Source organism: Alkalilimnicola sp. S0819 (genome assembly GCF_009295635.1).
Lineage (GTDB): Bacteria > Pseudomonadota > Gammaproteobacteria > Nitrococcales > WHIW01 > S0819.
In genome coordinates this window covers 185,738-207,105 of the sequence record NZ_WHIW01000001.1, presented here as the reverse complement: position 1 = coordinate 207,105, position 21,368 = coordinate 185,738, and the positions used below count along the sequence as shown (strand labels likewise).

At 66.6% G+C, this 21,368-nt stretch carries 17 protein-coding genes; 7 read left to right on the top strand and 10 right to left on the bottom strand.

Annotated features, from left to right (window positions below; translation table 11 throughout):
* Positions 1-31: 31 nt before the first annotated feature.
* Positions 32-334, bottom strand: a complete 303-nt coding sequence (locus tag GBG68_RS01000; RefSeq protein ID WP_152144187.1) for a putative signal transducing protein — start codon at positions 332-334, stop codon at positions 32-34.
* Between the two features lie 60 nt (positions 335-394).
* Between GBG68_RS01000 and GBG68_RS00995 the strand changes: the two genes are divergently transcribed.
* Positions 395-1,267: an ATP-binding protein gene (locus GBG68_RS00995; protein WP_152144185.1), complete on the top strand. Its 873-nt coding sequence runs from the start codon at positions 395-397 to the stop codon at positions 1,265-1,267.
* A gap of 171 nt (positions 1,268-1,438) precedes the next feature.
* Here GBG68_RS00995 and GBG68_RS00990 read toward each other — a convergent pair whose 3' ends face one another.
* The 5 genes from GBG68_RS00990 to dapA all read right to left on the bottom strand — a co-directional run bounded on the left by GBG68_RS00990 (position 1,439) and on the right by dapA (position 10,720).
* Positions 1,439-2,992 (bottom strand): acyl-CoA synthetase, encoded by a 1,554-nt coding sequence (locus GBG68_RS00990; protein WP_152144183.1) that lies wholly within the window; start codon positions 2,990-2,992, stop codon positions 1,439-1,441.
* A 57-nt stretch (positions 2,993-3,049) separates the two neighbouring features.
* On the bottom strand, positions 3,050-4,603 hold the full coding sequence (locus tag GBG68_RS00985; RefSeq protein WP_152144181.1) for an acyl-CoA synthetase: 1,554 nt from the start codon (positions 4,601-4,603) through the stop codon (positions 3,050-3,052).
* 164 nt (positions 4,604-4,767) lie between these two features.
* A complete protein-coding gene (purL, locus tag GBG68_RS00980) occupies positions 4,768-8,661 on the bottom strand; it encodes a phosphoribosylformylglycinamidine synthase (protein ID WP_152144179.1) in 3,894 nt (1,297 codons plus the stop codon).
* 70 nt (positions 8,662-8,731) lie between these two features.
* Positions 8,732-9,829, bottom strand: a complete 1,098-nt coding sequence (bamC, locus tag GBG68_RS00975; RefSeq protein ID WP_193222165.1) for an outer membrane protein assembly factor BamC — start codon at positions 9,827-9,829, stop codon at positions 8,732-8,734.
* Positions 9,830-9,844: 15 nt separating this feature from the next.
* Entirely contained in the window at positions 9,845-10,720 is an 876-nt protein-coding gene (gene dapA / locus GBG68_RS00970) for a 4-hydroxy-tetrahydrodipicolinate synthase (protein ID WP_152144174.1), read from the bottom strand.
* A 188-nt stretch (positions 10,721-10,908) separates the two neighbouring features.
* Here dapA and GBG68_RS00965 point away from each other — a divergent pair, with 188 nt between their 5' ends.
* From GBG68_RS00965 to GBG68_RS00955, 3 genes are read left to right on the top strand one after another with little or no spacing between them, the layout of a single operon-like run.
* Positions 10,909-11,439 (top strand): glycine cleavage system protein R, encoded by a 531-nt coding sequence (locus GBG68_RS00965; protein ID WP_152144172.1) that lies wholly within the window; start codon positions 10,909-10,911, stop codon positions 11,437-11,439.
* A gap of 13 nt (positions 11,440-11,452) precedes the next feature.
* A complete protein-coding gene (locus GBG68_RS00960; RefSeq protein WP_152144170.1) occupies positions 11,453-11,920 on the top strand; it encodes a peroxiredoxin in 468 nt (155 codons plus the stop codon).
* 15 nt (positions 11,921-11,935) lie between these two features.
* A complete protein-coding gene (locus GBG68_RS00955; protein ID WP_152144168.1) occupies positions 11,936-13,261 on the top strand; it encodes a PhoH family protein in 1,326 nt (441 codons plus the stop codon).
* Positions 13,262-13,320: 59 nt separating this feature from the next.
* On the opposite strand, the gene GBG68_RS00950 is transcribed toward GBG68_RS00955, so the two are convergent.
* Positions 13,321-14,388: an AI-2E family transporter gene (locus GBG68_RS00950; RefSeq protein ID WP_152144166.1), complete on the bottom strand. Its 1,068-nt coding sequence runs from the start codon at positions 14,386-14,388 to the stop codon at positions 13,321-13,323.
* Positions 14,389-14,543: 155 nt separating this feature from the next.
* On the opposite strand from GBG68_RS00950, the gene GBG68_RS00945 reads away from it, so the two are divergent.
* The 3 genes from GBG68_RS00945 to phaC all read left to right on the top strand — a co-directional run bounded on the left by GBG68_RS00945 (position 14,544) and on the right by phaC (position 17,870).
* On the top strand, positions 14,544-15,971 hold the full coding sequence (locus tag GBG68_RS00945; RefSeq protein ID WP_193222164.1) for a M48 family metalloprotease: 1,428 nt from the start codon (positions 14,544-14,546) through the stop codon (positions 15,969-15,971).
* Positions 15,972-16,032: 61 nt separating this feature from the next.
* Positions 16,033-16,797 (top strand): poly(R)-hydroxyalkanoic acid synthase subunit PhaE, encoded by a 765-nt coding sequence (locus tag GBG68_RS00940; protein WP_152144161.1) that lies wholly within the window; start codon positions 16,033-16,035, stop codon positions 16,795-16,797.
* The gene (gene phaC, locus GBG68_RS00935) at positions 16,794-17,870 is read left to right on the top strand and encodes a class III poly(R)-hydroxyalkanoic acid synthase subunit PhaC (protein WP_152144159.1); all 1,077 of its coding nucleotides are present in this window, start codon (positions 16,794-16,796) and stop codon (positions 17,868-17,870) included. Before GBG68_RS00940 ends, phaC begins: the two co-directional genes overlap by 4 nt.
* Before the next feature lie 512 nt (positions 17,871-18,382).
* Here the strand turns inward: phaC and phbB are convergent.
* The 3 genes from phbB to pabB form a co-directional block, all read right to left on the bottom strand.
* Positions 18,383-19,129 carry an acetoacetyl-CoA reductase gene (gene phbB, locus GBG68_RS00930; RefSeq protein ID WP_152144157.1) on the bottom strand — a complete coding sequence of 249 codons (747 nt, stop codon included), beginning with the start codon at positions 19,127-19,129 and terminating at the stop codon, positions 18,383-18,385.
* 215 nt (positions 19,130-19,344) lie between these two features.
* A complete protein-coding gene (phaR, locus tag GBG68_RS00925) occupies positions 19,345-19,845 on the bottom strand; it encodes a polyhydroxyalkanoate synthesis repressor PhaR (RefSeq protein WP_152144155.1) in 501 nt (166 codons plus the stop codon).
* A 70-nt stretch (positions 19,846-19,915) separates the two neighbouring features.
* Entirely contained in the window at positions 19,916-21,259 is a 1,344-nt protein-coding gene (gene pabB / locus GBG68_RS00920; RefSeq protein WP_152144153.1) for an aminodeoxychorismate synthase component I, read from the bottom strand.
* Positions 21,260-21,368: the final 109 nt, after the last annotated feature.

Sequence of the window (21,368 nt, the reverse complement as noted above, 5' to 3'; positions counted from 1 at the left end):
GCGGGGAGTCTACTGCGCCGCCCGCGGCAGGTCACGTGCGCCAGTGCCCGCAGCGCCAGCATTGCCGGAACTGGCCTTCAAGCCGCTCACCGCAAGCGGCACATTGCCAGGCGGGCTCGTCCGCCCGCCCGAGCTGCTCCTGCAGCAATGCGGCGGCGCGCTCTGCCTCCTCCGCTGGCACCCAGATCTCAGGCCAGAGCTCCGTGGGCGGCAACTCGCCGGCGCCCCCCAGCAAGCCGGCGTTCCTGAGTTGCGGGCTCAACCCGGCCTGGCTCAGCAATTCGTGCAAATGGCCGGCCAGCAGGGGGTCGGCTCCGGTGTGCACACAGCGCATGGTATGGTCCTTGCCGGTCGTGTCGACATGTAACCGTAGGACAATTCGGGTAGGAGCACTATGGCGGAGCAAGACTGGGGAGCGTTTCTGGAGCGGGCGGAGGCCTTGATGGCCAGGCTGGAGAGCATGCTCCCCCCCGCCCGCGCGCCGCTGGACTGGGAACGGGCTCGAGCGCTGCGCTGGCGTCGCGGCCGCCTGGAGGCGATTGCGCACCCTCAGCGGGTGGAGCTCGCCAGCCTGCGCAACATCGAGCGGCAAGTACAGCTGGTGGCTCGCAACACCCGCCAGTTCGTTCAAGGGCTGCCGGCCAACAATGCGCTGCTCTGGGGCTCCCGGGGCACGGGCAAGTCCTCGTTGATCAAGGCCATGCTGGATGAGTTCGGCGAGCAGGGGCTGCGGCTGGTGGAGGTGGAGCCGCAGGAGCTGGTGGACCTGCCCCTGATTAGCGCCGAGCTGCGTGATCGCCCGGAGCGTTTCATCATCTTCTGCGACGACCTGAGCTTCGAAGCCGACGACGCCGCCTACAAGGCACTCAAGGCCGCCCTGGACGGCTCGCTGGCCGCGCCGCCGGAGAACGTGCTGATCTACGCCAGCTCCAACCGCCGCCATCTGCTGCCGGAGTACCTAGAGGACAATGCGCATTCACGGCTGGTGGACACGGAGCTGCACCACGGCGAGGCGGTGGAAGAGAAGATTTCCCTGTCGGAGCGCTTCGGGCTGTGGGTGAGCTTCCACCCGTTCAACCAGGATGCCTACCTGGCGATCGTGCACGGCTGGCTGGAGGAACTGGGCGTTACGGTGACGGATGCGGAGCGGCTGCGCGCCGACGCGCTGCGCTACGCACTGGAGCGGGGCTCTCGCAGCGGTCGGGTGGCCTGGCAGTTCGCCCGCGACTGGGCGGGGCGACAGGGGCTGGCGCGCGCCGAGCGTTGATTGGCGGTTCATTTACCGCAGAGTCGCTGAGGGCGCAGAGTTACGCTGAGTGACAGATCGACACCGGTACGGCGGGAACCGGCCGGCGGCGCCGGTGGCGACGCGCTCCCGGCTACCCGATCATGGGTCTTTCTCCGCGCCCTCTGCGTCTCTGCGGCCCCTCCCCCGGGTTCAGGAAGCTTCGTCGATCTTGCCGTAGCGCTCCTTGAGCACCTTCTTGCTGATCTTGCCCGCGCCGGTCTTGGGCAGCTCTTCCACGAAGCGCACATGGCGCGGCACCTTGTAGTGGGCTACCCGATCCTTGAGGAACTGGATCATGGTCGCCTCATCCAGGTTCTGGTCACGCTTCAGCGCGATCACCGCGCAGCCGACCTCGCCCCACTTGTCATCGGGGATACCGAACAGCGCCGCCTCGGACACGGCGGGATGGGAGTGCATGATGCTCTCCACTTCCGCCGGATAGACATTCTCGCCACCGGAGATGTACATGTCCTTGGCCCGACCGACGATCTTGTAGGCGCCGTCGGCGTCGGCGATGGCCAGATCGCCGGTGTGCAACCAGCCGTCCTCGTCGATGGCCTCGGCGGTGGCCTCGGGGTTGTTCCAGTAGCCGGGCGTGCGGTGGGGGCCGCGGATGCACAGCTCGCCGGCCACATCCGGCGTGGTGATCCGCACGCCCTGCTCATCCACCAGCTTGCAGGCGACGTGGAACAAGGGGTAGCCGACGAAGCCGGGCTTTTCCCGCACCTGCTCCGGCGGCAACCAGAAGGTATTGGGGCCGGCTTCGGTGAGCCCATAACCGGTCTTGAAGTCCACGCCCTTGGCCCAGAAGCGCTCGAACACCGGCATCGGGCAGGGCGCGCCCCCGGAAATGACCACCTTGAGCTTGGAGAAATCCGCCGTCTCCCAGCGCTCATGGTTCTGCATCATCGTGAACATGGTGGGCACACCGAAGAACACGCTCACATCCCCGGTTTCCACCAGATCGAAGACCTGATCCACGTCGAAGGTCTTGCAGACGATGCTGGTGCCGCCGGCCTGCACCAGCGGCGCGGTGAACACATTCAGCCCCCCGGTGTGGAACAGCGGCGCGTTGAGGATAGCGGTGTCTTCCGCGCCCACGCCCCAGCTCATCACCGTGTTGATGGCGTTCCAGGTGATATTGCCGTGGGTCTGGATCGCGCCCTTGGGCAGGCCGGTGGTGCCACCGGTGTAGCAGATCACCCAAGGGTGATCCAGGCTCACCGACGGGGTGTCCGGTTTGTGCGCGGGGAAGCGGTCGCGGATGAAGAAGCTGATGTCGATGGGGCCGGCCTTCTCTTCCAGCGCCACGAAGTTGCGCACGCAGGGAATATCCTCGCGCACCTTGAGCTTGTTCACCTGGTCGAGGAACTCGGCGCTGTAGATCAGCGTCTTGGGCTTGGCATCGCGGATCAACTGCTCGAGCTCCGGCACTGCCAGGCGCCAGTTCAGGTTCTGCAGAATAGAGCCGAGCTTGTTGCAGGCGAACAAGACATCCAGGTACTCCACGCAGTTGGTGGCCAGCACGGCGACCCGGTCGCCCTTCTGAATGCCCAGCTGCTCGCGCATGAAGTGCGCGGTGCGGTTGACGTTCTCGTCCCATTCCTTGTAGGTGAGCTTGCGATCGCCGATGGTATCGATCAGCGCCACCTTGTCCGGGGAGAGCTTCGCGCGCTTGTCCAGCCAGTCCACTGCGATGGTCATAATGCTTTCCTTCGTCTTGCTTTTTTGGTCGACACTCTGCGGCTTGCGGTCCGGGGCTTAGCCCTGGAGTTCGCCGTAACGCTCACGCAGGGCGCGACGATCGATCTTGCCCGCGCCGGTCTTGGGCAGCTCGTCGATGAACACATAATTCTTGGGCACCTTGTAGCCGGCAATGCGCTCGCGCAGGTAGGCCTCCAGCTCCGCTTCCGCGGTTTTCGAGCCGGGGCGCAATACCAGCACCGCGCTGCCGACTTCCCCCCAATGAGCGTCGGGCACCCCTATAACCGAGGCTTCCACCACGTCCGGGTGGCCGTAGAGCACGCTCTCCACCACGGCCGGATAGACGTTCTCGCCACCAGAGATGTACATGTCCTTGGCCCGACCGATGATGGTGAAGGCACCATCCTCATCGAAGTGCGCCAGGTCCCCGGTGTGGAGCCAGCCTTCGTCGTCGATGAACTGCGCCGTGGCCATGGGATTGTTCCAGTAGCCGGTGGTGCGGTGCGGGCCGCGGATCAGCAGCTCGCCGGGCTGATCGGGCTGGGTTACTTCACCGCCGGTGACATTGAGCAGCTTGACCTCGATGTGGAAAAGCGGATACCCCACGGCGCCGGGCTTCTGGCGGATCTGCTTGCTGGGCAGCCAGAAGGTGTTGGGGCCGGCCTCGGTGAGGCCGTAACCGGTGCGGAAATCCACCGATTTTTCCCAGAATCGCTCGAACACCGGTGCCGGGCAGGGCGCCCCGCCGGAGATGACGAAGCGCAGGCTGCGAAAGTTCGCCTCTTTCCAGCGCGGATGCTGCTGCATGCGGATGAAGGCAGTGGGCACGTTGAAGTACACCGTGGCCTGGCCGCCATCGAGCAAATCGAAGGCCTGATCAGTGTCGAAGCTCTTGCAGACAATATTGGTGCCGCCCGCCTGGATCAGCGGCGTGGTCAGTACATTGAGGCCGCCGATGTGGAACAGTGAGGCGTCCAGCACCGCGGTGTCGGTGTCGCACAGCCCCCAGGTCATGACCGTGTTGATGGCGTTCCATTCCACATTGCCGTAGCTGAGCACCACGCCCTTGGGCAGGCCGGTGCTGCCACCGGTGTAGCAGATGACCCACGGGTCGCTGAGCTGCAACTCCGCCTCGGGCAGGGGCGCGGCGCTGAGGGTTTCCCGCTCGCTGATAGTCCGGTCGCGGGGCGCGGCGCGCTCCCCACCGTCCAGGGCCACGCAGGCGTTCATGGCGTCCAGGTCACCGCGCAGCTTCAGCTGGCGGACCTTCTCGCTCAGGTCGGTGGAATAGAACAGTGCCCGGGGCTGGGCGTGCTCGAGCAGCAGTTCGAGTTCGGGGGCGGCCAGACGCCAGTTCAGGTTCTGCAGGACCGCGCCGGTCTTGTTGCAGGCGAACAGCAGGTCCAGGTATTCCACCGAGTTGGTGGCCAACACCGCAACCCGCTCACCGGGCTGGATACCAAGTTCGTCGACCAGCATCCGCGCGGTGCGATTGGCTTGCTCGTTCCACTCCCGGTAGGTAATCCGGCGTTCCCGGATGGTGTCGATCAGGGCGAGCTTGTTCGGCGACAGCGCAGCCCTTTTCGCCAGCCAGTCGACGGCGATGCTCATAAGCGATTATCCGTTATTGATCGTTATTTGCGGGCGGCTGCCCCGCCCTCTTTCGAGGCGGGCATCGTAGCACAGCCGCCCTATCTGGACCATTGGCCAGACCCGGGCGAATCCCGCCTGCGTCTGTAGGCCGCGGGCCAGGGCCGGACCGGTGAGCGCTCTCCTCAGCCCACCCAGACACGGGCATTTCGGAACAACCGCAGCCAAGGCCCTTCCTCGCCCCACTCGTCCGGGTGCCAGGAGTGCTGCACCGCGCGAAACACCCGTTCGGGGTGCGGCATCATGATGGTAAAACGGCCATCCACGTTGGTCAGCCCGGTGATGGCCTCCGGCGTGCCGCCCGGGTTCGCCGGGTAGGTCTCGGCCGGACGGCCGCGGCTGTCCACATAGCGCAGTGCGACCACACCGGCACTCAGCGCCTTGCGCGGACCGTGCTCGGCGTCGAACTGGGCGCGCCCCTCGCCATGGGCCACCGCGATGGGCATGCGCGAGCCGGTCATGCCCTCGAACAGGATGGAGCGCGAGGGCTGCACTTCCACCATGCTTAGCCGCGCCTCGAACTGCTCGGAGCGGTTGCGCACGAAGCGCGGCCACAGTTCCGCGCCGGGGATCAGATCACGCAGGGTGCTCAGCATCTGGCAACCGTTGCACACCCCCAGACCGAAGGTGTCACCGCGGTTGAAGAAGGCTTCGAATTCGCCGCGCAACCGCTGGTTGTGGAGCACGGTCTTGGCCCAGCCGCCGCCGGCGCCCAGCACATCGCCGTAGGAGAAGCCGCCACAAGCGGCGAGCCCCACGAAATCACCCAGCCGGTGCTGCTCACTGAGCAGATCGGTCATGTGCACGTCCACCGCCTCGAAGCCGGCGGCGTGGAAGGCGGCGGCCATTTCGGTCTGGCCGTTCACGCCCTGCTCACGCAGGACCGCCACTCGCGGGCGGGCGCCGCTGTTGATGAAGGGCGCGGCCACGTCTCGGGACGGGTCGAAGCTGAGAGACGCCTGCAGGCCGGGGTCGGCGTCATCCAGCAGGACATCGTATTCCTCCTGGGCACACTCGGGGTTATCGCGCAGGGCCTGCATCCGGTAGCTGGTTTCCTGCCAGGCCCGCTGAAGGTCCACGCGGGCCTCGTCCAACAGCGCGGTGCCGCCATGGCGGAGCACGAGACGGTCATCGTCGCGCAGGCAGCCGATCACATGGCTGTAGTGGCCAAGCCCCGCTTGGTGCAGGCGTGCCAGCACCTGTTCGCGCTCGCCGGCGCGAACCTGCACCACCGCACCCAGCTCTTCGTTGAACAGGGCCGCCAGCGCGTCCTCACCCAGGTCGTCCAGCAACACATCGATGCCCACATGGCCGGCGAAGGCCATCTCGGCCAGCGTCGCCAGCAGGCCACCGTCGGAGCGATCATGGTAGGCCAGCAGCAGGCCGTCCCGGTTCAGGGACTGGATGGCATCGAAGAAATGACGCAGCGCCAGCGGGTCGTCCAGATCCGCCGGGTGATGGCCCAGCTGGCCGTAGACCTGAGCCAGCGCTGAGGCGCCCAGGCGGTTCGCGCCCTTGCCCAGATCGATGAGCAACAGGTCGGTATCGCCCTGGTCGGTGCGCAGCTGTGGTGTGAGGGTCTTGCGGGCGTCCTCGCAGGCGGCAAACGCCGAGACGATGAGCGAGAGAGGCGCGGTGACGCTCTTCTGCTCGCCGTCCTCCTCCCAGACGGTCTTCATGGACAGGGAATCCTTGCCCACGGGGATGGTCAGGCCGAGCTCGGGGCACAGTTCCATGCCCACGGCCTTCACGGCGTCATAAAGATTCGCGTCCTCGCCCGGGTGGCCCGCCGGCGCCATCCAGTTGGCGGACAGGTTGATCTTGCGCAGATCGCCGATCAGCGCCGCGGCGATATTGGTCACCGCCTCGCCCACCGCCATGCGCCCGGAGGCCGCGGCGTGCAATAACGCCACCGGGGCGCGCTCACCCATGGCCATGGCTTCGCCGGTGTAGCCGCTGTAGTCGGAGAGCGTCACCGCCACATCGGCCACCGGCACCTGCCACGGGCCCACCATCTGGTCCCGGGCCACCAGGCCGGTGATGGTGCGATCGCCAATATTGATCAGGAAATGCTTGGCCGCCACGGTGGGCAGGCGCAGCACCCGGTAGACCGCCTCGCGCGCTTCCACGCCGCCGAGCTCCAGCTCCGGCTTGTGGAAGGGGGCGCGATGCACATCGCGCAGCATCTTCGGCGTCTTGCCCAGCAGCACTTCCATGGGCAGGTCCACCGGGGTGTTGCCGAAGTGCCCATCGCCCAGCAGCAGCCGGCGCTCCTCGGTGGCCTCGCCGATCACGGCGAAGGGGCAGCGCTCGCGTTCACACAGGGCGGAGAACTCGTCCATGCGCTCGGGGGCGATGGCCAGCACGTAGCGCTCCTGGGATTCGTTGCTCCAGATCTGCATGGGCGACATGCTCGGCTCGTCATTGGGCACGGCGCGCAACTCCAGGGCGCCGCCCCGACCGGAGTCGTCGAGAATCTCGGGCACGGCGTTGGACAGGCCGCCCGCCCCCACGTCGTGGATGGAGATGATGGGGTTGCGCTCACCCAGCGCCCAGCAGCGGTCGATGACTTCCTGGCAGCGGCGCTCCATTTCCGGGTTGCTGCGTTGTACCGAGGCGTAATCCAGCTGCTCCTGGCTCTCGCCACTGGTCATGCTGGAGGCAGCGCCCCCGCCCAGGCCGATCAGCATGGCCGGGCCACCCAGCACCACCACCTGCGCGCCGGCGGGCACATCGCCCTTGGCCACGTGTTGGTCCCGGATGGCGCCCAGGCCTCCGGCGATCATGATGGGCTTGTGGTAGCCGCGCATTTCCTCGCCCCGGGGGCCGGCGGCAGGCATCTCGAAGCTGCGGAAATAACCGGCCAGGTTGGGTCGGCCGAACTCATTGTTGTAGGAGGCCGCACCGATGGGGCCGTCCAGCATGATGTCCAGTGCCGAGGCGATGCGCCCGGGGCGACCGTAACTCGACTCCCAGGGCTGCTCGGCGCCGGGAATACGCAGATCGGACACCGAGTAACCGCACAAGCCCGCCTTGGGCTTGGCGCCCCGGCCAGTGGCGCCCTCGTCGCGGATCTCGCCACCGGCGCCGGTGGCCGCGCCGGACCAGGGGGAAATGGCGGTGGGGTGGTTATGGGTTTCCACCTTTATCACCAGGTGCGAGCTCTCGTGGTGGGTCTGGTAGCGCCCGCTGCCGGCCTCCGGGAAGAAGCGCTGCGCCGGCCAGCCTTCGGCCACGGCGGCATTGTCGCTGTAGGCGGAAAGCACCCCCTCGGGGCGGCGCCGATAGGTGTTGCGGATCATCTGGAACAGGGAATGTTCCTGGGTCTCGCCGTCTATGATCCAGTCGGCGTTGAAGATCTTGTGGCGGCAATGCTCGGAGTTGGCCTGGGCGAACATCATCAACTCCACATCGGTGGGGTTGCGGCCCAGGGCCTGGTAGTTCTCCAGCAGATAATCGATCTCATCGGCGGCAAGCGCGAGCCCCAGATCCCGATCGGCCGCCTCCAACGCCGCGCGCCCGCCCCCCAGGATGTCGACACTTGCCAGCGGCGCCGGCTCGCCGTCACGGAACAGGCCCTCGGCCTCTTCGAACGCATCCAGCACCGCTTCGGTCATGCGGTCATGCAGCAGCGCCCGCACCGCCGCGAGCTCCGTGTCATCCAGTGGTGGCTCGGCGCGCAACCGATAGGCCAACCCCCGCTCTACCCGGCGCACGCTGTTCAGGCCACAGTTGTGCAGGATATCGGTGGCCTTGCTCGACCAGGGCGAGATGGTTCCGGGGCGCGGCACCACCAGCAGCAGGCTGCCCTCGTCGTTCTGCTCGGGCCAGTCCGGGCCGTATTCCAGCAGGCTCTCCAGCACCGCCTGCTCACCGGGCTCCAGCGCGGCGTGCAGTTGCGCGAAGTGCCACCAGGCGCTGCCCAGCGCCTCGATGCGCGGCACCCGGGCCCGCAGTTGATCCAGCAGTTTGTCGAGGCGGAAGGGCGAGAGGGCGGGTTTACCACGCAGTCGGAGCATATCGGATACCGATTGGAGAAATGATGGGATCAATCGCTCCCCGCAGCGCACACCGCGGGGAGCCGCCAAATCAGCGCAGCTGCTCTTCCAGCAGACCCAGCACGCGGGCCGCTGGCTCGGCGGGCACGGGCTGGCCGTCTTCCGTTTCCACGCTGACCAGACTGCGCCGTCCGGCGTCGGCCACGTGAATCACGTAGGTCTGCAAGCTGTCCGGGGCCTCGTCGCGCCAGAAGGCCAAGCTGTCGAACAAGCCCTTCTCGGGCTGTCCCTGCTCGGCGCGCAGATCGTAGCGCACGTAATAACGGCCCTCGGCTCGGTCGCGATCCACCAGGTTGAAGCCCAGCCGGTCCAGCGCCAGACCGACCCGGCGCCAGCCGCGGAAAAACGGCTCGGGGAGCACCAACTGCGGCCGCCCCTGGGCGGTCTGCTCCAGGCTCGCCAGGCGCTCGGACTCACCGCTGGCACGAGCCACGGCCTGTACGCTGGCCAGTTGCTCATAGCCCAGATGCAGCATCAAGCCGCGGAGCATCTCCGCCTCCAGGTACGCATCGGACTGACGCAGTCGCCAGTTGCCCTCGTCGTCGCCGGCGTCCTCGTCCCGAGCCACCCGGCGATGAGCCACGTAAACCTCCGTGCTGTCGGCATCCACGCCCCGCTCGAGACGGAACTGATAGGCATCGGCGATACGGGCGTCAACTTCATCGGCCACCCGGGGGCCGAACACGCCCCGCGGCAGGGGGCTCCCGGAAAGCAGCCAGTCGGTTTGCAGGACACCAAGCTGCGGATCGCGACGGGCGACATCCACCCCCTGGGCCTCCAGGTAGTTCTCCACCCAGCCCCAAACCCGCCCCACCGGCGCATCCACTTCCAGCCACCGCAGGCCGCCGGCCTTGCGCACGCGGATCTGCCCGCCCGGCTCCGGCAGCACGTCCCGGCGCAGGCCCTGGGCGTATTCGGCGTAGGAGGCGGGCTCGGACTGCTCCACCGGCAGGGCGTCACGCACCCGCTCCGAAGACAGGTCCGGCGGCAGCTTGAGCCGCTCCACACGCTCCGCCTGCGGATCCTTCGAGCCTATGCCCACGGAGCGCCCCAGATCCCGGACGGTCCCGCAACCACTCAGGGCCACGGCCATCACCAGTACTCCACCCAAGGCGCTCCATTTAGCCACGACCCGCATATCCTCCTACAGCGCCTCGGCGAGCTTCAGCGCCTGGCGCAGGGTTTCATGATGTTGTTCCGACAGGGGCGTCATGGGCAGGCGAATGCCGCCACCGATCAGGCCCATTTCCTGCAGCGCCCACTTCACCGGAATCGGATTGGTTTCGATGAACAGCACCTTGTGCAAGGCCGATAGCTGCGCATCCAGCCGACCGGCCTCCTCGGCATCGCCGCGCAGGGCGGCCTCGGCCATCAAGTGCATCAGCCGGGGCGCCACATTGGCGGTGACCGAGATCACGCCCTTGCCGCCGGCGAGCATCATCTCGCGGGCGTTGGCGTCTTCGCCGGTGTACACGTCCAGGCGCTCGCCGCAGCGTTCCATGATTTCCTCGGCCCGCTGCACGGTGCCCTGGGCTTCCTTGATGCCGACGATGTTGGGCACGTCGGCCAACCGCTCCACCGTTTCCGGCAACATGTCACAGGCGGTGCGCCCGGGCACGTTGTAGAGGATCTGCGGCAGGGGCACGGCCTCGGCGATAGCCTTGTAGTGCTGGTACAGGCCTTCCTGGGTCGGTTTGTTGTAATAGGGGGTTACCAGCAGGGCCGCGTCGCAGCCGCCTTCCATCGCACAGCGGGTGAGCTTGATCGCCTCCCAGGTGCTGTTGGCGCCGGTACCGCCGATCACCGGGATGCGCCCACGGGACATCTCCACCACCCGGCGCATCACATAACAATGCTCTTCGTAATCCAGGGTCGCCGACTCGCCCGTGGTGCCCACGGCGACGATGCCGTCGGTGCCGCTGTCGATATGAAACTCTACCAGGCGCTCCAGCGCCGCCTCATCGAGGCTGCCATCCTCGTGCATGGGCGTGACCAGAGCGACCATGCTGCCGCGAAACATCGCACACCTCTCCCCGGGAAAAATGAAAGCTGCATACTACTTGTGCACCCCTGGCCTGACAAGCAAACCGGGCCGGAATGAGCGGGCGCTCATGCTACACTTTGCCAGCCGCGGGACGCGGCCCTAAAACCCCGGGCAGTGATACCGGCCGGACAAGGACGCAGGGAACCAAGGGAAGCCACCGAATAATGCAAAAGCTGCTGGTAATCACCGCCCTGGGCGAAGACCGCCCGGGCATCGTCAACGAGCTCGCCAGGGTCGTCTCGGAGGCAGGCTGCAATATCGAAGACAGCCGCATGACGGTGCTGGGCGGCGAGTTCGCCGTGATCCTGCTGGTCAAGGGCAAGTGGAACGAGCTGGCCAAGCTGGAGACCAATCTTCCCGGCCTGGGGCGCAAGCTGGGCCTGATGGTGAGCAGCAAGCGTACCGAATGCCCGCGCCGCCAGGGTGATTTGCTGCCCTACGCGGTGGAGGTGGTGGCCGTAGACCACCCGGGCATCGTCCAGCAGCTGGCGAACTTCTTCTCCCAGCGCAAGATCAACATCCGCGACATGAGCACCGCAAGCTACGCCGCCGCCCACACGGGCACGGCCATGTTTTCGGTGCAGATGAGCGTGGACGTGCCCGCCGGCATGCACATCGCCGCACTGCGGGAGGAATTCATGGATTTCTGCGACCAGCTGAACCTGGATGCGATCATCGAACCCATCAAGGGATAAGGAGCCCGATGCCATGAGCGAACTGGAAACCGGCCAGCCGGTCCCCGATTTCGAAGTCCCGGCCACCGGCGAGCAGAGCATCCGCCTGTCGGAGCTGCGCGGGCGCAAGGTGGTACTGTTCTTCTACCCCAAGGCCAGCACTCCGGGCTGCACCCAGGAAGGCCAGGATTTCCGCGATCTGTACCCACAGTTCCAGGCCGCCAACACCGAGATCCTCGGCATCTCCCGCGACGGCGTGAAGGCCCAGGAGAACTTCAAGGCGAAGCAGGACTTTCCCTACCCGCTGCTCAGCGACAAGGCAGAGACCGTCTGCGGGCTGTTCGACGTGATCCGCGAGAAGAACATGTACGGGCGCAAGGTCATGGGCATAGAGCGCAGCACCTTCCTCATCGACGAAGAGGGCCGCCTGCTGGAGGCCTGGCGCAAGGTGAAGGTCAAAGGCCACGCCCAGGCGGTGCTCGAACGGGTACAGGCCGGCTGAGCGCGGCGCCGGATCATGCCCTCCCCCGCCCGCCACAACCGGCTGTTCGTGCTCGACACCTCGGTGTTGATGCATGACCCCACCGCTCTGTTCCGCTTCGAGGAACACGATGTGCACCTGCCCATGGCGGTGCTGGAGGAGCTGGACCGCGCCAAGAAGGGCGTGTCCGAGGAGGCTCGCAACGTCCGCCAAGTCAGTCGCTTCCTGGACGAACTGCTCAGCCGCGTGGGTCTGGACAGCCTGCGCCGGGGCGTGCCGCTCGACGCGCGCGACTCCCAGGCCCAGGGGCGGCTGTACTTCGATCTGCACGAGACCGCCGGCCAGGGCGACGAGGCAATCCTCGCCACCGCCCTGGAATTGCAGCACAGCCAGCCGGACCGGCCCGTGGTGCTGGTCAGCAAGGACATCAACCTGCGCATACGCGCCACGGTGCGGGGCATCCAGGCCGAAGACTATGCCAGCGACCGGGTACTGGACGACCTGGACCTGCTCTACAGCGGCGCCCGCGAAGTGCCCGCCGAGCAATGGCGGGGAGAAGGCGAAGGCTGGTGGCTGGACCAGGGCGCGGACCTGCAGCTCAACGAATACGTGCACAGCCCCGACCACGCCCTGCAGGGCATCGTGCGCGAGCGCGCGGGCGATGCGGCCCTTGTCGCCGCCCTGGACGACTACACCGAGCAGGGCGAGGCGGTGTGGGGCATCCACGCGCGCAACCCGGAGCAGAATTTCGCGCTGAACCTGCTGCTGGACCCGGAACTGGACTTCGTCACCCTGCTGGGCGCGGCCGGCACCGGCAAGACCCTGCTCACCCTGGCCGCGGCCCTGGCCCAGGTGCTGGAGAGCCAGCGCTACGGGGAAATCATCATGACCCGAGCCACCATCGCCCTGGGCGAGGACATCGGCTTTCTGCCCGGCAGTGAGGAAGAAAAGATGACCCCCTGGATGGGCGCGCTGATGGACAATCTGGAAGTGCTCACCCAACCGGATCAGGGCGGCAGCTGGGCCCGCGCGGCCACCCAGGACCTGCTCAATCAGCGTATCAAGATCCGCTCGCTGAACTTCATGCGCGGGCGCACTTTCCTCAACAAGTTCATCATTTTGGACGAGGCCCAGAACCTCACCGCCAAGCAGATGAAGGCGCTGATCACCCGCGCCGGACCTGGCAGCAAGCTGGTGTGCCTGGGCAACATCGCCCAGATCGACACCCCCTACCTCACCGGCAGCAGCTCGGGGCTGACCTACGTGGTGGACCGTTTCCAGGGCTGGGCCCACGGCGGCCACATCACCCTGCGCCGCGGCGAGCGCTCGCGGCTGGCGGATTTCGCCAGCGAAACGCTGTAGCACTCAAACGGCGGGATCGTTCACCGCAGAGACGCAGAGCTCGCGGCCATGGGCCGCGCCTACGTTGCTTCCTCACGCACCGGCTCCCGCGGCCAAGCCTCGATCACCGCCTGGATCAGGGTGGCCAGGGGAATGGCGAAGAAGATCCCCCAGAAGCCCCAGATTCCGCCGAACACGAGAATGGCCACGATGATGGCCACCGGGTGCAGGTTCACCACACCGGAGAACAGCAGCGGCACCAGCACATTGCCGTCCAGCGCCTGGATGATGCCGTAGGCCGCCAGCACCCAGAGAAACTCGGGGCTGGCCCCGAACTGGGCATAGGCCACCGCCGCCACCGGCAGCGTCACCACCGTGGCGCCGATATAGGGGATGATGACTGACAGGCCCACCACCACGGCCAGCAACATGGCGAACTGCAGCTCCAACCAGGTGAAGGTCAGCAGCGTCACCAGCCAGACGATGAGAATCTCCAGGAACTTGCCCCGCACGTAATTGCCCATCTGCACGTTCACTTCCCGCCAGACACGGGCCGCCAACGCCCTGTCCCGGGGGAGGAAGCCGGCGAACCACTGCAGGATACGGTCCTTGTCCTTGAGAAAGAAAAACACCAGCAGCGGCATCAGCACCAGGTACACCACCAGCGTGAGCAAGGCCACCAGAGAGCGAAAACTGAACAGGCTGAGCAACTGCTGCCCCAGCAGCGCCAGCTCCTCGCGCACCACCGCCAGCAGGCTCTGAACCTCCTGCTCGGAGAGCATCGCCGGGTAGTTGCGCGCCAGCCCCCGCAGCGCCTCCTGCCCCTGGGCAATGATTCGCGGCAGCCCCTCCACCAGTTGCGCCAACTGCGCGGTAAGCATGGGGATCAGGGAGAACACCACCAGCAGCATTCCGCAAATGAACAGCGCGAACACCAGCAGCACCGCCACCCACCGCGGCGCGCCCAAACGCTGCAGCCGCCGCACCAGGCCCTCCAGCAGATAGGCCAGCACGATGCTCGCCAGCACCGGCGCGAGCATATTGCCAAACAGCACGATCACCCCGAAACCCACCAGCAGCAGCGCGCCCAGGCCCACCACCTGCGGGTCATTCAAATGCCGGCTGAACCAGTCCCGAATCAGTTGCATGCGAATCCCTGTCAATACCCTCGCGAGACACGGACTGTCTCCCTTGCGCCGTCGCGCGGCGTCAGTATGCCTTAGAGTTGTGGTAAATGTGTTGCGGGAACCCGCCGCGGGCCGCCACGGTCTACCCAGCCACAAGGAACGGAAACCGGATCATCGTGCGACGCCTACTTACAAGCCTGCTGTGCCTGGTCCTGGCGGCCCCCGCCGCGGCGGAGCCCCTGCGCCTGCCCGAAATGGGCGACCCGGCGAGCCTTGCCCTGTCCGAGAGCGAGGAGCGCGCCCTGGGGGACGCGATCATGGAGGAACTGCGCCGCAAGCTGCCCATGGAGCAGGACCCCCAGATCAGCGGCTACCTGTCGGACCTGGGCCGGCGCCTGGCCTCGCGGGTATATACCGAGCAGGAGCTGCGCTTTTTCGTGGTGGACGACCCGGCCATCAACGCCTTCGCCCTGCCCGGCGGCTATATCGGCATCAACACCGGGCTGATCCTCAACGCCGGCTCCGAGAGCGAACTGGCCAGCGTGGTGGCGCATGAAATCGCCCATGTCAGCCAGCGCCACATCGCCCGGCGGATCGCCGCCGCCGAAAACTCCACCTGGCGCACCGCGGCACTGCTCACCGCGGCGATACTCATCGGCAGCCAGAGCCCCCAGGCCGGCAGCGCCGCCGCCATGGCCGGCGTGGCCGGCTCCATCCAGCAGCAGCTGAACTACTCCCGCCAGCACGAGCAGGAAGCCGACCGCGTGGGCATGCGTATCCTGGCCGACGCCGGCCTAGACCCCCGGGGCATGCCCCGTTTCTTCGAACGCCTGCTCCAGCAGTCCCGCTACCAGGACCGCCCGCCGGAGTACCTGAGCACGCACCCGGTTACCGAATCCCGGGTGAGCGACACCCGCGCTCGAGCGGATAGCCAACCCCGCGGCGACATCTTTGAAAATGACGACTTCCAATTGATGCGCGCCCGCCTGGCCGCGCTCAAGGCCCAGCGCGGCCAGCGCGCGGCGCGGGAGTTTCGCGCCCGGCTCGCCGAGGCCGAGGGCCTGCGCGCCCACGCCCTGCGCTACGGTCTTGCCCTGTTGTTGATCCGCGAAGGCGAGCACGCCGAGGCCGAGGGGCTGCTGCGGCAACTGCTGGACGAGCACGGCGAGCGGGCCGCCTACTTCGCCGCCCTGGGCGAGCTGAAACGGGCCGCGGGAGACACCGCACAGAGCCTGGCGCATTATCGCGAGGGGTTGTCCCTTTACCCCGACGACGCCGGCCTGGGCGTGGGCTACGCGCGCAGCCTGGAAGCCGCCGGGCGCAGCGAACAGGCCTGGAAGCAGCTGGAGCAACTGCACCGCCGCCAACCGCTGCAGGCGGACACCCTGCGTGATCTCGCTCGGCTCGCCGATGCCGCCGGCCATCCGGTGGATGCGCGCCTCGCCATGGCCCGCCATTACTACATGGGTGGCGATCTGCGCGCCGCCCTCACCCAGCTGGACGCCGTACTGAACAGTGCCGAGGCCGACCGCTACCAAAAGGAGCGCGCCGCCGCCTACCGGGAGCAATGGCGCCGGGCCGCCGAACGCGCCCGCGATTCCTGAGCGCCGCCACGCGGTGCTATCCTAGGCACCGCAATGCAGCAAGTCACAGCGGTGCCTGCCCATGGACGATGCAGCTTCCAGCGATCAGCGAGCTTGGGCCGAGCAGGCCCAGGAGGCGCTATGGGCCTTTTGGCGCAGCCTCCGGGGCGGCCTCACCCCGCAGGGCGAGCTGGTACAACATAGCTTCGAGCTGCTCTGGGAAGCCCTGGGGCGCGGCGAACCGGAAGCTCTGATCGAGCGACTGCGCCAGTCCCTGGAGGAAGCCGGCCGCTACAGCGCCGATGCAACCGCCGGCTTGGAGGCGATGCTCCGCGCCCAGCAGGGCGCCGCGGACGAAACCGATCCGCCGCCCTTCTCCCTGTGGCCGACTATGCGTCTGCCGCAACTGGGCCTTTACCAGCATTATCAGCGCCGCCTGCAGGAGGCCCTGGACGCCTTGCAGCGTTATCGCCAGGCCCGCGGCGACTTTCAGCGCCTGCTGGATGAGGCGGTACTGGCCGCGGCCGCCTGCTGCCAGGCGCGCCTGGAGGATCTGCGCGAACAGCACGGCGAGACGCCCAGCCTGCGAAGCTTGTACCAGCTTTGGCTGGAAACCAGCGAGCAAGCTTATGAACAACTGTTGGAGCGTGACGCCTATGCCCAGGCCCTGGGGCGTCTGAACAACAGCCAGACGGCGCTTACCGCCCATTCCCAGCAACTGCTGGACGGCGTACTCGAGGCGCTGGACCTGCCCAGCCGGCGCGCCTTGCGCGATACTCAGAACCAGCTGCACCAGCTGCGCCGGGAGATGCGAGCCCTGCGCCGGGAGCAGACCGAGACCCCATGACTTTTGACGATTACAGCCGCGAGGCCGCCCGCTGGGGCCGGAGCCTGACCCGGGCCCTGGGCCAGGCCGCCGCCATGCAGCCAGTACCCGTGGGCGTCAGCCCACGCGAGGCGCTGCTGCGCGACGGCCCCTGCACTCTCTACCGATACCAACCCGTGCAGGAGCGCGCCGCGCCCGCCCCCCCGGCGCTGATCGTCTACTCGCTGGTCAACCGACCCTACATCCTGGATCTCAAGCCCAGGCGCTCCATGATCCGCGCCCTGCTGGAGGCGGGTCTGGATGTGTACCTGCTGGACTGGGGCGAGCCCGAACCGCTGGACCGCTTCACCGGGCTGGACGACTACATCAACGGTTATCTGCATCGCGCCGTGATGCACGTGCGCGGCCGCCACGCCCAGGCACCGGTACCGCTGATCGGCATCTGCCAGGGCGGAACCCTCAGCCTGTGCTACGCCGCGCTGCACCCGGAATCCCTCGCCGGCCTGGTCACCATGGTCACGCCGGTGGACTTCCATACTCCAGACAACCAGCTCTGGCGCCTGAGCAGGCACATCGACGTGGAGGCCCTGGTGGACGCCCACGGCAACATCCCCGCCGAACAGCTCAACCAGTTCTTTCTCGGCTTGAAGCCCTTCCGGCTGCTCTCCCAGCGCTACCTGGACATGGCGGAGCTGGCGGACCAGCCGGAAGCCCTGGCCGACTTCCTGCGCATGGAGCAATGGATGTACGACAGCCCCGCCCAAGCCGGGGAGGCCTTCCGCCAGTTCGCCGGCGAGCTGTACCAGCAGAACCGCCTCATACGGGGCGAGCTGCGACTGGGGGGCCATGCGGTGGAGCTGAGCCGCATTCGCGCCCCACTGCTGAACATCTGGGCCGAGGGGGATCATCTGGTGCCGGAGGCCAGCGCCCGGGCACTGGGGGAGGCCTGCGGCAGCAGCGACTACAGCGAAATAGGCTTCCCCGGCGGCCATCTCAGCCCGTTCATCAGCGGCCGCGCCCAGCGCGATCTATACCCCCGAATCAGCCGTTGGCTGTTGGATCACGCCCCGCGGACACGCAAGCAACCCGCCTGAAGGGTGACGCGGCGCAGCATCGAAAGTGCTTGCGAACTGTCGCCTCGCGGATACAATGCCGGAAAGCTTATCGAAAACACATTGCTGCACTTCGGAAAGCGTACGAACAATACAGCCCGCTCGTTGAGAGGGCGAAGAGGCGACGCCGAAGGCATCGCCAGGAGGAGGAGAGCAGGGGCACAAGACCAACAATAGACCTGCACAACACAAGCGCCAGCTCAATAGAGCAGAAACAATAAGCACCAAACAAGAAAAAGAGCGCAAACCTGCCGGGGAGTACCAAATGGACTCCCATTTTTTTTGCCCCCCGATGCTGCGCCGCAGCAACCTGCGCTCCGGCCCTGGGCTGCGCAGATCACCGCAGCGCCGCGCAGAGAACTATCGGGACATGCTCTCATTCATCGCGCATTTTCTGCGTCCTCTGCGGCTCCGCCCCGCCGCCTCACTGAAGCCACCCATAAAATAAAAAAGGCCGCTTGCGCGGCCTTCTTCACAACGGGTCCGAGACTGGCTCAGAAGCTGGTGAACAGCGCCCCGTTGACCGGCAGCAGCGCGCCGTTGATGTACTCGGACTCATCGGCCACCAGGAACACGATCGCCCGGGCGATTTCTTCCGGCAGCCCCATGCGGCCGGCCGGCACCTGGGCGACGATGGCGTTGCGCACGTCTTCCGGAATGGCGTCGGTCATCGCCGTCTTGATGTAACCCGGCGCCACGGTGTTGGCGGTGATGCCCTTGCGCGCGCCTTCCTGGGCCAGGGACATGGTGAAGCCGTGCATGCCGGCCTTGGCGGCGGCATAGTTGGCCTGGCCGAACTGACCCTTCTGGCCGTTCACGGAAGCCAGGTTGACCACACGACCGAACTTGCGCTCACGCATGCCTTCCACGAACTGGCGGGTCACATTGAAGGCGCTGTTCAGGTTCACGGAGATCACCGCGTTCCACGCCGCCGCATCCATCTTGTGCAGGAAAGTGTCGCGGGTAATGCCGGCGCAGTTGACGACCACATCCACGGGGCCGTACTCGCCTTCCACCTGCTTGGCCATCTCGGCGCAGGCGTCGAAGTCCGCCACGTTGCACTCGACGTAGCCGATTTCATAACCCTCGGCCTTGCGCTCAGCCTGCCAGCCGGCGAGATTTTCCTTCTCGGCGTCCACACAGGTGGTCACGACCTTGTAGCCGGCCGCGGCCAGTTGCTTGCAGATCTCGGTGCCGATGCCGCCGTTGCCGCCGGTCACCAAAGCTACACGATTAGCCATTCGATTCTCCCCTTACCAGATGGGCCTGCAGCGGCCGCCTGAGCCGCCTGCCCGGGAACCCCGTGCAACCCTGCCCGCCTGGGGCGAGTGCGCGGAATCGCTTGCGAAGCTTATCCGCTGGGCGGATAGAAAACGGGCCTTGTGCATTGCACAAGGCCCGCAGCATCATAAAAACAGGTGAGCGGAGTGTCAACAAAAGGTGACACTCGGGAAGCCTACTTGCGCTCGGCGCCTTCGTCAGCGCTCTCGTCCCTATCGCCCTCCGGCTCGCGTTTTTTCTCTTCGCCCTGCTCGGTGCCGCTCATCGCCTGCCACATGGCCAGGTTGCGCTCGGCGAACTGGGTGAGCATGTTGATCGGGTTGCCTTCCATGAAGCTGCGGGTGCGCTCGCGGAACACCCGCTGCTGCTCGCCCCACATCTCCATGCTCTTCTCCAGGTAACTGGTGAGCATGTTCTGCATATTGCCGCCGTAGGAGCGGATGATCTGCGCAAGCAACTCACTGCTGAAGATCGGCTCGCCGCCTTCCTCTTCCTCGCTGATGATCTGCAGCAGGATACTGCGGGTCAGGTCGGCCTTGGTCTTGGCGTCGACTACCTGGAAGTCCACCCCGTCCAGTACCAGCGTCTTTACATCCGCCAAGGTGATGTAGCTGCTGATAGCCGTGTCATAGAGACGGCGATTGGGATACTTCTTGATGATCCGAATGTCACTCATGGACGGGGGTTCCTCCGCGTGATGCGTTGCAGCATGCAAGGGCGAAACAATAGCAGTTCACAACCTACTGTCAAGACTGCAGCATTTTACAGGTCTCGAGGAAAAAACGGGCCTTGTCCAAGGTTTCCTGAAACTCTGCTTCACAGGTGGAATCGGCTACCAGCCCGCCCCCGGCCCAGAAGCGGAGGCGCTCGCCCTGACGCAATGCGGTGCGGATAGCGATACTGCTGTCCATGGCGCCATCGTAGCCGATATAGGCCACACTGCCGCAGTACATGCCCCGCGGGCCGGGTTCCAATTCCTCGATGATCTCCATGGCCCGGCGCTTGGGCGCCCCGGTAATCGAGCCGCCGGGCAGGCAGGCACGCAGCAAGTCCAGGGCGTGGGCCACGGCGGGCAGTCGGCCCTCCACGCTGCTCACCAGATGATGCACCTGGGCATAGCTCTCCAGCGAGAACAGCTCCGGCACCCGCACGCTGCCCGTCTCGCACACTCTCCCCAGATCATTGCGCAGCAAGTCGACGATCATCAGGTTCTCGGCCCGGTCCTTGGGACTTGCCCGCAGGGCACGCGCGGCCTCCGCGTCGCGGGCCGGGTCCGCATGGCGGGGACGGGTGCCCTTGATGGGCCGGGTTTCCACATGCCCGGCGCGTACCGCGAGAAAACGCTCGGGCGACAGGCTCATGACCTCGCCGTCGGGATAGCGCAGATAGGCGCTGAAAGGCGCGCCGGCCTGCTCGCGCAAGGCTTGGTAGGCCGCCCAGCCATCCCCCGCACAAGAAGCCTCCAGGCGGCGCGCCAGGTTCACCTGGTAACAGTCGCCCGCTTGTAGATACGCCTGCACCCGGGCGAAGGCGGCGGCATAGGCGCGCCGGCCCGGTGTCTGGCGCACCGCGCCCAGCACCCGAAAGTGCGCCGGCGGTGGTTGCGATAAGCCGCACAGCTCCTCGGCCAGCGCCGCATCCCCTCCCACCAGCCAGGCGCGGCGGGCACGATGATCCAGCAGCAAGGCCCAGTCATACAGACCCACCAGCATCTCGGGCCAATCGCCTTCGACCGGCAGGCCGTTCAGCCGACGCCCCAGATCATAGGAGAAGCAGCCGATGGCGCCGCCGGGGAAAGGCAACGCCGGATGGGCAGCGCGCAGCGGCCCGAGCTCCTCGCGCAGCAGGCACAGCGGGTCTTCCTGGCTCTCGCGGCGGCCCTCGGCCGTCTCGATCCGGGTAATCCCGCCGCGACTGGTGAGCGTGACCCGGGGGCGAGCGGCGCAGATATCCCAGCCCGTGCCGCCGCTGTCCAGCCATACCGCCCCCGGCCAGTGCCGGAACCGGCCGAACCAGTCCGCGCCGTCCGCCCTATACGGCAGCTCGATGCGTGGCGGCGGGCCGGCAGTTGATTTCGTCTTCTCGCTCATGGATATGCTGCGTTTCGGAAAGAGTGGCCGTGGGCGAATACAGGTGGATATACTGGCCGTACGCCAAGATCAAGAATAAACCAGCTATCCGGGACCAGCGCGACAGTAT